Origin of the sequence: Granulicella sibirica (assembly GCF_004115155.1) — a bacterium.
Classification (GTDB): Bacteria; Acidobacteriota; Terriglobia; order Terriglobales; family Acidobacteriaceae; genus Edaphobacter; species Edaphobacter sibiricus.
The window spans coordinates 921,701-935,684 of the sequence record NZ_RDSM01000002.1 but is presented as its reverse complement, the minus strand read 5'-3'; the positions used below and the strand labels follow the sequence as shown (position 1 = coordinate 935,684).

The following is a 13,984-nucleotide window of genomic DNA, read 5'->3' as shown; positions in this document are numbered from 1 at the left end:
CGCAAGGCGTTCCTTTCGAGCCGCTACAGCGTCGCCGGACATAATATGTGTTATCGGACGTACCATTCTGGGTGGCCATACGTCTATCCTGAGCGCCTGAGAGGTTGTGCTCTTGGTTTCTAGCAGACGGATCGGTGAGAGCTCCCTCTTTGTCGTGCTTGGCCTTGTCCTGTCCGTTCCGGACGCAGCACACGGACTCCAACTCTCTACGCTCCCGCAGCCTACGGGTTCGAGTCCGGCGACCGCTGCTCCGACAGAGATTACCGGGGTCGTCCTGAACGCGCAGACGCGGCAACCAGTCTCCCGGGCGCTGGTTCGACTTGGCGACCGGGGCGTACTCACTAACCACGACGGTGTTTTCTCCTTCTCCCAGGTCACAGCCAGTTCCGGAACGCTCGTCGCTAGTAAGCCAGGATTCTTTGCGGGGCTGGAAGCCTCAGATATGGGATCCAGGGTGTACCAGTTCGGAGCGGCGGACCCGATCGTTCTCACGCTCTACCCGGAGGCGATCCTTGCCGGGAATGTCACGGACGCTGGCGGTGAGGGATTGCCGAACCTGAACGTCATCGCGAGACGAAGCACCTTCGATGAGACGGGCCATCACTGGCGACAGGTCGACGCCACGCGCACCAGGAGCGACGGAACGTTTCGCCTCGCGATGATGGCGGGCGACTATTCCGTCCAAGTCCGCGCGATGAGCCAGCCACAGTCCGGTCAGGAAATGTATCTGCCTGTATCTGTTCCAGCCGAAAGCTCATCCATAAAAGAAGCTATTCATCTACGCCCGGGCGAGGTGTCGGAGATTCACTTGACGCCGGAAACCCGGAAAGGATACGAGGTAACCTTTGCCTTGGGGTCGGGATCGAGGCGAGGCTTTCCCCGGCTCACGGCACGTGGCAACAACGGGTTGACGATTCCGTTGAGCCCCCGCACGTCCCGGTCCGATCAGGATACGCTCAGCGTCGTACTTCCAAGCGGAACGTACCTGCTCTCAGGGTTCTCGGAGATGGGCGGCGGAAGCGAAGAGGCGGAGACCAGTATCACCGTTCCCGATCATGACATTGGGGGTGTGGAGCTTCACTTTTCGAAGACACCCGCGATGCCGGTCGAGGTGGAGATGGAGCAGGGCGCGACGTCCGATAACGCGACGCCGCCGACCGCGCAGTCGCTCGGGCTTACTCTTGTGTCGATCGCGACGAATGGAGATGCGATCGAGCAGAGCTTTCCGGCGAATGTGCAGCGCGATCAGACGGCAATCTTCTCGCCTCCGTCAGGCACCTACCGCCTGCGCGGGCGCTCCGGCGGGCCATGGTTCGTCACGCAGGCGAGCTGTGGAGGCACGGATTTGCTGACGCAGAACCTGGTAGTCACGCCCGGCACGGGAAGCGTGCCGATCCGTATCGTCGTGTCGAACCAGACAGGTACCCTTTCAGGAACGGTGACGCTCGCCGGCCAGCCAGCGCCCGGATGGGTCTATCTGGTCTCGGCGACGCCTTCCGTGACGCCCGTGGTGATGGTGCGTGCCGGATCGAGCGGAAGCTTTAGCCGCTCCAATCTGCCCGTCGGCACGTATCGCATGGTCGCCCTGGAACGCCGAATCGGAGCGGATTTCGAAGATCCGGCAACGATGGCTGCCTTCCTGGACCGGGCGCAATCGGTCACGCTGAACGCGGGCGGACAGCAGACGCTTTCGCTTGCTGCCGTACCTGCGGCGGAGCTTCCCCAGTGAAGCGACGCTCTTCCCTTCCCACTTTGCGGCTCGCCCATGGCAGAGCTGTTCTTATAGCTCTCTCTACCTGCGTCGGGCTGTGCGGAGGCTCTTTGGCCGGTCAGCAACGGAAGAGTGACAAGGGCGTGCCGAGGTACCAGATCACGGGCGTCGCTGTCAGCGCGAAGGATGGCTCAGTGATTCCGCGATGCCATCTGGCCGCCCAAGTTGCGGGAGGACGCAGCCCAGGCTTCGGCGGGGCCAGCATCCAGACGGACGCCGATGACCAGGGGCGATTCGCGCTGGATGTGCCAAGCGACGGAACTTGGAGTGTCGTGGCGAGCGCGCGTGGATATCGCAGGCAGGAGTTCGACGAGCACGACGGCTTCTTCACCGGCGTGGTACTGACGAGAACCTCTCCAAGCTACGATCTTGTGTTTCGTGTCGCGCCGGACGGTGTGATCCGAGGCACGGTGACCGATGAGGCGGGAGAACCGGTGCGCGGCGCACAGGTCAGACTCTTCACCGTTCACCCCGAGGCGCGTGCGACGGATCAAAGCCCGCTCCTGTCGCGTGAGTTCGGACAGACCGATGACCTGGGCCAATACGAGTTTGCAGAGCTTGCGCCGGGAGAGTACGAAGTGGAGGTCCAGGCTCATCCGTGGTACGCCGTCCAAAGACCATCCGGTCCGAGTGCAGCCGCGGATGCGCCATCTGATCCCTCGCTCGACGTGGTTTATCCGGTGACCTGGTATCCCGGTGTCGACGACGATACCGCTGCCGAGGTGTTGACCATGCATTCAGGCGAGGTGCGACAGGCAGACATGCGTTTGCGGCCTTTGGCATCGGCGCATCTTCTTATCCCGATCCCCAATGGCGTTCCGACGGGGCGCGGTGGTGGACGGGGGCAGCCTGTCGTGTCGCAGGTAATGCCCGACGGTTCGCTTCGAAATATATTCGCGCCAGGGCAAGCGTCAAGCTCTGGCATGTTTGATATCGGGGGGCTACAACCGGGAACCTACCAGGTAAGCCGCGTGCCGGGCGGCGACAGCAATGATTCCGGGGGGCCAACGTCGATCGTTCATGTAGGGGCAGGTGGATCCACCACCGAGGTCACCGCGGCGGCGAGCGAGGTGAACGTCACGATCGCGGTTGATGGCGGAACATCGGTGGATGCTTCAGAGATCAGGCTACGGGACACCTCGACCGGCCGGGTTCTTGGCGATGGGAGCTTTGGTGGTCCTCGAGGAGGCCCTGAAGGGCGTGGGGGCGGCCCGAGAGCGAATCAACCTGGCGGCCGACGCCCCCAGGGAGGCCAGGATGCCGGAGGACGAGGGCAGGACCAGCGAGGACGCGGGAGGCGGCGTGGCGCGGGTGAGAGCAAAGAGGCCACCTTGTCCGCTCCGCCGGGCGAATATGAGGTTGTGGTTCCGGGAGGGACGAACGCCTTTCTCACCGGGCTTGTGGCCACGGGCGCGCAGGCGAAAGGGCGCGTCATCACGATTCGGGAGGGCGCGCCGCATCTTCTGATTCATCTGGCGTCGGGGCTTGCCAAGGTGACGGGGACGGCGAAGGTCGGCTCTAACCTGTCGGTAGGCGCGATGGTTCTGCTGGTGCCTGCGACGCTTGGTGACCCGTCCAGCCTGACGATCGTTCGAAGGGACCAGAGCAATACGGATGGGGGGTTCCGCATGGACGATGTGATCCCCGGACAGTACATTCTGCTGGCGATTGAGCACGGCTGGGAGGTGAAGTGGACCGATCCGGCTACGCTGGCTCCTTACCTCTTGCGCGGTGTTCCGGTTGACCTTGCCTCCTCGCCGGCAGCGCATCCGGTGATCCAGGCGGTCTCTCCGTAGTGCTTTCGCGGCCGTCAGGCTGGGGCTCGATGCCACAGGTGGGGGGTGAATTGTGGTAGATTCAAAAGGTCCGCAAGGCTGCGGAGAGATGGCCGAGTGGCTGAAGGCGCACGCTTGGAAAGCGTGTATACCGCAAGGTATCCAGGGTTCGAATCCCTGTCTCTCCGCCATTGACTCTAACCTATTTAGAATCAACAGAAGATCGTCGAGGGACACTCCCTGTGACACTCGACGGGACGCGGTCCGTAACTTTCTTCGACTTACAATGCGCTTCGGACACTTCTTAAGGGCACTTACCCTTAGAGGAGCATGAATTGATATACCCAAAGGTCCGGCTGTATAGACGAGTCCGTCTTCCGGTGTCCAGAGCGTCTTCGTCTATCCCGTATGGAATCGCAACCGCACCTTGCGCTCGCAGTATGCGTTGGTCAACGGGACCCCTGAGCATCACCCTGAAGGTTGCTATCACCTCCGTTTCGCGTGGAACAGGAAACGCGTTCGGCAATCGGTCGGTCCGGATTCAGATACTGCGGCCTCAAGAGCATTTCGTTCTAGACGACCTTTTGACCTCCCAACGTCGAAGACTAAAGCCTTTGAGGGTGTCATTCCAGGACGCGCGCGGAAACGCGACGAGCGACGAGATTCGGCTCGCGGTCCGTCAGCGCACGCAACGGAAGTCCGAAGAGCGCGATCAGGACAACGCACTGGAGGCCTGGCCGGAAGATGGGCTGCTCGGAACTCGGCTCGGACCCAACAAGAACGGAAAAAAGTGGCGATGATCCCGACAGACATTGCGCAGGTTGTTTTGCCTCTGATCGTCGCCGTCAGCATCGCCCTGATGCTTACCCGTCCGCGCGGAATCCCTGAAGTCTGGTGGATTTCGGGCGGAGCATTGCTTCTGATCGTTCTTCGTCTCGTACCGTTGACGTTGGCCGGGCAAGCAATAGCGAAGGGTAGCGACGTTTACTTGTTCCTCATTGGCATGATGCTTTTGAGTGAGCTGGCACGGGAGCAAGGCGTCTTCGATTGGGTGGCTTCTGTGGCAGTCCGCGGAGCTAACGGGAGTTGCTCGCGTCTGTTCCTGTTGGTCTACGCGGTAGGAACGCTCGTAACCATCTTTATGTCGAATGACGCGACGGCGGTGGTGTTGACGCCCGCCATTCTGACAGCTGTACGCAAGGCAAAGGTCTCCCCGCTCCCGTACCTGTTCGTCTGCGCCTTGATTGCGAACGCCGCGAGCTTCGTGCTCCCGATCTCAAACCCGGCGAATCTGGTTGTATTCCACACAGGGATGCCTCCTCTGGGGACATGGCTGGCGGATTTCGGTGTTCCGTCACTGTTTTCAATTCTCCTGACATTCTTCGTCATGCGTTTTATGTTTCGAGAAGACCTTTGTAAGAGCATCGACTGCGACGTCGAAGATACCAAGTTGAGCGAGACCGGCAAGCTTGTTCTTGCCGGTCTCGCTCTAATGACTGCGGTGCTTCTGACGGCTTCCGCACTGAAGAAGGACCTGGGACTGCCCACGTGCCTTGCTGCACTTGTGATTAGCGCTGTTGTCTCTATCAAGGCAAGAAGCAATCCGATGAAGCTTGCACGCGAGATTAGTTGGGCAACTCTGCTACTCGTCGCTAGCCTCTTTGTCATGGTGGATGCGGTCGAGAGTCAGGGAGCTTTGAACCTGGCTCAACAGTGGCTCGCCTGGGCGTCCCATCTGGGCCAGAACGCAGGCGCACTGCTTGTCGGCTTCGTTGTGGGGATAGCGAACAACATCGTCAACAACCTTCCTCTGGGACTTATCGCGGGCGGCACTATTCAAGCCGCTCATACGAAGGGGTTGATTGCCAATGCCGTTTTGATCGGTGTAGACCTCGGGCCCAATCTTTCGGTCACCGGATCGCTGGCTACGATTCTTTGGCTGTTAGCGCTTCGCAAGGACGCGGGCGGAGACGAAGGGGGGGAGAAACTCGACATAAGTTTCTGGATGTTCTTGAAAGTGGGCATGGTCGCCATGCCTGTGGCCCTCTTTGCTGCGCTCGGCGGAGCGATCCTGATGAACATGCTCGTCGGAAAACACTAAAAACAACTCGGAGGACTGTCTTATGAATGTGAACGCCGGATGGATCATTCCCTTCATCATCATCGGAGGTGCGCAACAGAGCGCCGAGATTTCTGTAACAACTCAAAAAACGAGGTGGCGTGACGAGAAAGGCCCACGCACTCGTCGCGGTGAATTACTCCTCTAACGCCGGCCTGTCGTCACCCTCAAAAGAGAAAAATAGACCGCTGCAGAATTCCCTTGTCATCCATAACGAATAGCCTGAAAATTGGGCCGCTGCGCCGGGGCTGATTTTGAGTAGCCCCCATGGAGGATGGCTTTATGTCTTGGAGGGCGCATGAGGGATCACCCTCGCCGCTCGGATGCACGTGGGTCGAAGAACACCAGGCTTACAACTTCGGTCTGTTCTCCCGGCATGCCGACGGCGTCAAGCTGCAGCTCTATCGAGCCGACGACCTGATGCATCCGGTCTACTCCCTGCGAATGGACCCGCTCATCAACAAGTCAGACGACATCTGGCACTGTCGTGTCTCGGCCGAGGAAGCCAACGGAGCCGTCGCCTACTCCTACCATGTCGATGGCAGCGAAGAATATCCGTCCGGCGTCAATGTGCTGTTTCCGTGGGGTAAGGAACTGCTCGATCCCTACGCCCGCCAGCTCTTTATCCCCGAGGCCTTCGATCGCGCCGCCGCCATCGGCCCCGGCTCCAACCGCGGCAAGGCAATGATGGCCCAGATGGCACCGCAGTCAGAAGAGCCGTTTGACTGGGGCGATGACTGTTGCCCGTCACACGAACACCACCTGGTCATCTATGAGATTCACGTCAAAGGCTTCACCGGCAACCTGAACTCCGGCGTGAATGGGTTCGATGCCGGCTGCTATCTCGGCCTCATCGAAAAAATCCCATACCTCAAAGACCTCGGCGTGACCTGCGTCGAGCTGATGCCGGTGTACCAGTTCGAGCTGCAGAGCCAAAACTACTGGGGGTATATGCCGGTCGCCTTCTTCAGCCCGCATAGCGGCTTTTCGAGCGGTGCCGGCGCGGCTAAGAACGAGTTTCGCCGCATGGTGAAGGCGCTTCACGAGGCGCACATCGAGGTGGTTCTGGATGTGGTCTACAACCACACTGCTGAAGCCGGCGCAGACGGGCCCTGCTACGGGATGAAGGGCATCGCGAATACCAGCTACTACCTCACCTCCGGCTCGCCGCCCGACACCTATCTCGACTACTCGGGCTGCGGAAACACGCTCAACTGTGGCAACCGCAACACCCGCCGCATGTTCATGGACAGTCTGCGTTATTGGGTGCGCGAGATGCACGTCGACGGTTTCCGCTTTGATCTTGCCAGCGTCTTCGCGCGCAAGACCGACGGCACCATCGACACCGGCGATCCGCCCATCTTCGCCGAGATCGCAGCCGACCCCGATCTTGGCCACGTCCGCCTCATCGCCGAGCCCTGGGATGCAGGAGGCGCTTATCAACTCGGCAAGAACTTTCCCGGCCTGAGCTGGTTCCAGTGGAACGGCTGCTTCCGCGACGACGTAAAGCGCTTCGTCCGAGCCGAGCCCAACATGGTCCCGGCCATGATGACGCGGCTCTACGGCTCGGATGACCTCTTTCCCGGCGATGTGCGCAACTCGCGGCACCCCTATCAGAGCATCAACTACATCGCCTCGCACGACGGCCTCACCATGTACGACACCGTCTCCTACAACGAGCGCCACAACATGGCCAACGGCTCCAACAACACCGACGGCTGCTCGGACAACATCAGCTGGAACTGCGGCGTGGAAGGCGACGAGGGCGCGACGCCGGAGATCATGACTCTCCGCCGCCGCCAGGTGAAGAATTTTGCGACGATCCTGATGCTCTCGAACGGTACCCCCATGATGCGCATGGGCGACGAGTTTATGCAGAGCCAGCAGGGCAACTCCAACCCCTGGAACCAGGACAACGAAACGACCTGGCTGGACTGGAGCAGGCTCGAACAGAACAAGGATATTTTCCGGTTCTACAAGCAATTGATTGCGTTTCGCAACCACCACACCATCTGCCGGTCCAGATTTTGGCGTGAAGATATCCGGTGGTATGGTGTCGGTCCGAACATCGACCTCGCCCCGCACTCGCGCTCGCTCGCGTACTGTCTCTCCGGTTCGAAGAAGGCCGATCTGTACGTCATGATGAACATGTTCTGGGAAGACCTGACCTTCGAAATCCAGGAGCCCGGCCCATGGATGCTCAAAATCGACACCGCCGAAGAACATAGCGACGACATAGTCGAAGACGGTAGAGAAGTGCTGCTCGACTCAAGCACCGTTCAGGTGAAGGCGCGCTCCATCGTAGTCGCTATTCGGCCCGCGAACTGACCGGAACGCTTCTGCAGCGGCCCTGCTAGTCATTTTCGAACCGTTTCTCACCGCGCCGAAGCGCGGATCGTCGTGAAGGTTATTAAGGCGGGAATCCGTATTCAGGTACTCCACCAGAAGATAGGACCGGGCATCGTAGCGCGACTAAGCCACTCGCGATGCAGGATCGAAGCCGTCGAAGTCCCGGGAACAGCTCGTCTGCAGGAAAGCTTCCAGGTCATCGTCCGCTTAACGAGAGAAGGCAAGATAGACAGATCTGCGTTGCCGATATCAATTCAGGCCCTTCCGCCGCTCGGCACCTGATTACGGACAAATCCTATCGAAATCTCAGTTGGCGAGAAGGGTGTTTTCCTAGAGGAGCCCGACTCCTTACTGCAGGCAGCCGATTCAGCTCTCTATCGAGCGAAGCGACATGGCCGCAACCGAGTTGAAGGGGGCTTGATGACCGCCGTATGCGGTCAGAGTCTCCGCTCTCCTGCTTTCCGATCGACCGGCTCCTCTGCTATCACGAAAGAGCGACAGCAGAGGAGCAGCCAGCGGTGTACGCCAGTCAACACGGTTCCTATTGCAGGCCGATTGCCTTGACCTCCGTGCTCCCGCTTTCGTCTCCAATCGAGACCGCGACGTCAACAAGACGCGCCGAACTCCCGAAGACTGCTCCCGTCCCGACGGCGGAGAGCTTGTAGGCCGGTGTGCCACACGTCGCCTGCGCACCGGGTTGAGGGTTCGCGGGTGCAAGGAACAACAGGAGTCGAACTCCATCCACGGTACCCGAGAAGCTGTATCCCAGGGGGTTCTTCACCAGTTTCCCCGCTGGTATTGTCATGGTTTGTGAACCGACCGCGAGGGTGAGGGGCACTGTCTCCGGTTGGAGCGCCGTCGAAGAGCCTAAGGCAAACGATGACTCCAGGGCAAACCCTTGAGTCTTGTCAGGAGCTGTCTCAAGTTGCAGGTTGGCGGTGAAGCTGCAGAAGGCCCCTCCGAAGTTGAACTTAGTGAGAAAGGCTTCATAGCTCGTAAATTCGAAGTCGCCGGAGGGCGGAATGGTAATCGGGTAACCAAAACCATCCGCGCTACCGCCAATCGTCACGCCGCCCATCTTGTCGAGTCCAATGGCATTCGCAATGTAATACTCGTCTCCGTCTATCTCAGAACCATTGCCAATAAACGTTGAATACAGCACTTTGCTTCCTGAGGGGTCGAGCTTCGTGAGAAACACGACCTGGTCATCAAACGGATTAGCGTCTACGAACGATGTTTGATAGGCGTCGGGTGTTACAGGATAGAGTTCGTCATTCGTGGTCCCGGTGATATACGCATCTCCCGTTGCATCGACGGCGATACCGTACGCCAAGGAGGAGGTCGGGAATCCCACCTCCTGGTTGTAAGTCGATTGACCGAGAAACGCGCTGTAGCTCAGTGCGGAGCCTGCGGTGTTGAGCTTGATGACAAAAGCATTGGCACAGGAAATCTGGCTACATGATGTTTCGGGGAGCCCGGGAAAGGAAGGCGCGCCCTGGGCAGCAATTGTGCCGGCGAGGTAGGCATTCCCAGGTCCATCCACGGCCAACCCTGAGGGCTGGAACTCACGAAGCAGCGTGTAGTAGACCAGCTTCGAAGCCGTCGGATTCACCTTGGCAAGAAAATCCTGGCCGGTGTTTGAGAACGCTCCTGCGGTGGTGGGATATGCCGCGCCCACAGAGCCAAGGACATAGGCATTGTCAGCCGTATCGAGTGCGAGTCCGGCAGCGTTTTCCCCATCTCCTCCGATAAACGTTGAGTACACAAGCGCCGAACCGGTAGGGTTCAACTTGGTCAGAAAAAGGGTGTTCGCACTGCCAACGGGCTGAAAGACACCGGGTGTTATGGGGAAATCGCTGGAGGTTGTCTTCCCCAGGAGATAGGCATCCCCTTTGCCGTCCAAGGTCACCGAAACGAGACTAGTCGCTCCCGCTGGATCCGTCGGGCCATTCAGATAAGTGGAGTAGATAGGAGCCGTTCCTGTGGGATTCAACTTCATGACGAAGGATTCGCTTTGCCCGGCGTACGTCCGCTGATATGCCCCGGAGGTTGTGGGGAATCCATGTGCGGCAGACCCGACGATATATGCGTCACCGGCTGCATCCGCGGCGATCGCGTTCGCTACCGCCGAGTCGGCTCCAACGAACGTCGTGTACAAGATCGCCGTCCCGGAAGGGTTATATTTGTCGACAAAAAAGACGGAGCTCGACTCGTCGATGCTTGTCGACGTACCCATAACATAGGCGTCCCCCTTCGGATCAACCGTCATCGTTTGGAACGAGACGAATCCGGTGCCGACATAGGTCGAATAGACGAGGGTAGGATCGATCACAAGCTCGCGGGTATGGTCGTACGCACCGACATGGAACTTGACGCTCTGCGGCCCGTCCACCACAAACTCACCCTCCACCGGCTCGCGTCTCTGTTTCCCATCCGCCGTGACGACCTGGTAAAGAACCGGCTTGTGGAGCAGAACCGTGCCGTCCTTGCCACCAAGCACCAGTTCTCCTTTCGAGTTCACGGAGAGCTTTTCGCCTTCGCCGTCAGACAATTCCTTGAAATTCATCCGCACGGTGTTTACATCCACCTGCGGTGCCACCAGAAAATCAAACTCAAGCTGACGATGGTTCCCGTAGTACACCAGGTCGACGCCTGGATAAAGCCCTGCATACTTCACTCGCGTGTAATTCGGAACGCTGGTATGCCAACCGGAAGGATCGGCGCCCGTCAGGTAGTTATTGTCGCCCGGCAGTCTCTCAAGTCCGGATATCGTGGAAGCTTCATTCGCTCCCGGAAAGTTCAGTTGCAGTAATGTCCTCTTGCCGGCATGCTGGCCGCTTGTGTTGGTCTTAGGCGCGCCTGCAATGGTAAGCTCAGCACCCTTGCGACCCAATTGGATGGAATATCCGCGACCCTGTGCAAGGAAGGCGAATCGCGGATCCGCTTGTCCCTGATTGGCGGTGAAGCTCATCGGAAGATCGCCATAGGATTGCAGCAAGCGTTGCCGTGTCGCGGGGGTTACGGCCGGGTTATCGGCGGCAACGGCTAGCACTGTGGACATCAGCACCGAAGTCAAAACGAAGATCGATGGTAAGGAAAATTTCATGAACGCGGCCCCAACGACCAAAGGATAGAGAGACGCGCCGATCCCGGCGAATATCGGAACGGCAGATTTTCTTTGCTCATAATGTGCGCAAGTGTACGCTTCCCGAACGCGGTGTCAATACAAGATACGAAGAAAAGTGAGAAGTGTCCGGGATCTGGGCGATCAAAGGTGATTCGCTGCCATGGCACTCGGAATGACTTAGGCCAGATCGAATGACCGGCAACAGCCCATATTTTTCTTGAATAGCAATCTCAACCTTTCACCATATCTACCAGGACGGCGGCAACGCCCAGCACGTTAGAGAGCAGTACGAGGTATGCGCATCGATCCAAGAATACGATTGATGCGTTGCTCTCGCGAGGACTAAGCTCTCATAGCGATCTTGGCTCATAACAAACCATTCGCAAACGATTGGAAAGACTCCGTATAACCTCGTCGATGATCACTTAAACGGTACCGCGACACCGTCTTGCTCTCGTCAAGAACCTTGTCAAGGAATCGACACTTCTCAACGACTCGCTCAGAGAGGCCGTTATGGTTCTCGTCCCATGATGCCCAACGATAATTTGATCTTCCGTAAGATCGTCGAGCACTCCATCGACGTGATCTTCCGCCTCACCCTGGAGTGCGAAGTTTTGTACGCGTCACCCTCGGTACGGCGGCAGCTTGGCTATGAGCCAGCGGAGCTGTTGGGAAGAGTGATCTTCGATCTGATCTATGAACCTGATCGAGAGGTCGCCCGCAAGGCTGCGAGAAGGTCCGTTCAACCGGGCGTCGAGAATTCTCCTGGCACGCAGCGGTGGATACACAAGGACGGCCACCTCGTCTGGATCGAAGTAAATGGACGCACGATGCGCAATGAGGATGGTCCATCTGGTGAGATTGTTATCTTCACTCGCGATATCTCTGACCGCAAGGCTCTGGAGCAGAAGCTCGAAGAACTCGCGGTCACCGATTCGCTTACCGGGCTTCGCAATCGGCGGGGCTTTGATGAGAGACTCGGCCGCGAATGGGAACGCACCTTACGTATCGGATCGCCAATCTCCCTTCTGTTGCTGGATCTGGACCACTTCAAGCATCTCAACGATTCCTACGGCCACTCGGTCGGCGATGATTGCCTTCGTGCCGCTGCCCTCGCCTTTACGACCGTCATTCGCAGAAACATGGATGTCGTCGCCCGTTACGGTGGCGAAGAACTGGCTGCCATTCTGCCTGATACCGATCTCGAAGGAGCCATCCAGGTAGCTGGGAACGTATGCCGCTCGATCGCCGAGCTTCGCATCCCGCACCGGAGGAATATTGAGGGTCGCGGCATCATGACAGCAAGCATCGGCGTTGCCAGCGTAATCTCCAGGCATGGAACTTCGCTTACGATGCCTGAAGTCTTGGTGAAGGCCGCCGACTCAGCCCTCTATCGAGCGAAGCAGCATGGTCGCAACCGCGTGGAAGCGAACTTGATCACCGACACATCCAGAATAGAGTGCTGAAGGGTCGACGAAGGACGCTAAGACAGAGGCGCGGGATGAGCCGCCGGCTCGGATAAGGGCCAGCGCTGAGGTTCCGGTGTGGATCTGTACGGTGAAGGCCTGCGGACCGTGTTTTCCATGACGAGGGAGCGAAACGTCTCCAGCGCCGGAGTGACGTTTGAACTCAGATAGGCGAAGCCCAATTGGAGACGCGGCAGCCGTTCGCGGAATGGGCGGAAGACGACGTCAGGGTGGCCCCCGATGCGGTAGCGCGTTCCAACGATGACGCCTTCACCGGCGGCGACATAAGCAAGCTGCGCGGAGAGCGAGTGGGGAGCTTCCAAGAAGCTCGGTGTGATGCCATGCTCCGCCAGAAGACTGCGGAGAAATGGCTGCCGAATCGAGGAGTCCTCCAGCCGTGGAACGACGAGAGCGGATTCGCGTAGATCCTGAATCGACAGGATTCGCCGCGCGGCGAGCGGGTTCAGGCGGTGAAGGATCACGCCCAGAGAGTCTTCCCGAAGGCACTCAAATCGCATTCCTTTCACGGGAAGTGGCTCCACCATGAGGAGGGCGTCGATCTTTCTCTCAGAGAGCCCGGTTATCTGCTGCTCGGTGGTGAGCTCGCTGATCTGCAGGTCGAACCCGGGATACCGTGCGGCAAGGGTGCGCAGGATCGTTGGAAGCAGAAGAGCCTGCCCGATGGCCCCGCAACTGATTCTGAGCCTGAGTTCGCTGCCGACCTCGCCAAGGCGGCTTTGTGCCTCGCGAACCGTATCGACGATGTTCTGTGCATACGGGCGGAACTCGAGGCCGGCCCGGCTAAGGCTTACCTGCTGCCGATTCCGTTCGAAGAGGGGAACGCCGAAGGCCTGTTCGAGGCTCTTGATCTGGAAGGTAATCGTGGGCTGGCTCATGTAGAGCGCGCGCGCCGTGCGGCCGTAATGGAGAAGCTCGGCGAGCGTCAGGAAGCACTGGAGCTGACGGATTCTGAAATCCATGCAACGACCTCCCTGGCAACTGCTGAGACTGCCGAATGCGGACGACAACACCACCACGAAGAGAGAAGGCATCGCGTGGCGGAACGTTAGGATTTGAAGAAAAGATGAAGCCGACAGCCCAAGTGTCAACCGGGTTGCAGTCGAAGTCAAGGCCCACTGATCGGGTTTCTCTATCAAGGAACAAAAAGATTCGATTGGACACTATCGGCAGATCAACTTACGCTTCGATTACTTCATTGAAACGATCCACTGCAGGCGGGCGCGGGAGCAACACTCGCCTGGCGACGGCTTCACTTCAGCGGCCACTCTTGCGACGCGTGTCATGCGTCAGCCATGAACCCTTTATCCCTTCCAGACGCAACGCCCTCACGCTCCTGAACCCCTGATGCGAGGTCCT

General features: G+C 58.8%; 7 protein-coding genes and 1 tRNA gene. 6 read left to right on the top strand and 2 right to left on the bottom strand.

Annotated features, from left to right (window positions below):
* Positions 1-106 precede the first annotated feature (106 nt).
* The 5 genes from GRAN_RS14810 to GRAN_RS14785 all read left to right on the top strand — a co-directional run bounded on the left by GRAN_RS14810 (position 107) and on the right by GRAN_RS14785 (position 7,993).
* Positions 107-1,729 carry a carboxypeptidase-like regulatory domain-containing protein gene (locus GRAN_RS14810; protein WP_128913766.1) on the top strand — a complete coding sequence of 541 codons (1,623 nt, stop codon included), beginning with the start codon at positions 107-109 and terminating at the stop codon, positions 1,727-1,729.
* Between the two features lie 92 nt (positions 1,730-1,821).
* Positions 1,822-3,567, top strand: a complete 1,746-nt coding sequence (locus tag GRAN_RS14805; protein WP_161570986.1) for a carboxypeptidase-like regulatory domain-containing protein — start codon at positions 1,822-1,824, stop codon at positions 3,565-3,567.
* Positions 3,568-3,649: 82 nt separating this feature from the next.
* Positions 3,650-3,737 (top strand) — tRNA-Ser (locus tag GRAN_RS14800).
* 605 nt (positions 3,738-4,342) lie between these two features.
* Positions 4,343-5,647, top strand: coding sequence for an arsenic transporter (locus tag GRAN_RS14790; protein ID WP_128913764.1), 1,305 nt, complete (start codon positions 4,343-4,345; stop codon positions 5,645-5,647).
* A 300-nt stretch (positions 5,648-5,947) separates the two neighbouring features.
* Positions 5,948-7,993: a glycogen debranching protein gene (locus tag GRAN_RS14785; protein WP_241654639.1), complete on the top strand. Its 2,046-nt coding sequence runs from the start codon at positions 5,948-5,950 to the stop codon at positions 7,991-7,993.
* A gap of 562 nt (positions 7,994-8,555) precedes the next feature.
* Here the strand turns inward: GRAN_RS14785 and GRAN_RS14775 are convergent.
* Complete coding sequence (locus GRAN_RS14775) at positions 8,556-11,075, bottom strand: DUF7948 domain-containing protein (RefSeq protein ID WP_161570985.1); 2,520 nt, start codon at positions 11,073-11,075, stop codon at positions 8,556-8,558.
* Positions 11,076-11,668: 593 nt separating this feature from the next.
* Between GRAN_RS14775 and GRAN_RS14770 the strand changes: the two genes are divergently transcribed.
* Positions 11,669-12,607 (top strand): sensor domain-containing diguanylate cyclase, encoded by a 939-nt coding sequence (locus GRAN_RS14770; protein WP_128913761.1) that lies wholly within the window; start codon positions 11,669-11,671, stop codon positions 12,605-12,607.
* Between the two features lie 17 nt (positions 12,608-12,624).
* Here the strand turns inward: GRAN_RS14770 and GRAN_RS14765 are convergent, their stop codons facing one another.
* Positions 12,625-13,587 (bottom strand): LysR family transcriptional regulator, encoded by a 963-nt coding sequence (locus GRAN_RS14765; RefSeq protein WP_161570984.1) that lies wholly within the window; start codon positions 13,585-13,587, stop codon positions 12,625-12,627.
* Between the last annotated feature and the right edge of the window lie 397 nt (positions 13,588-13,984).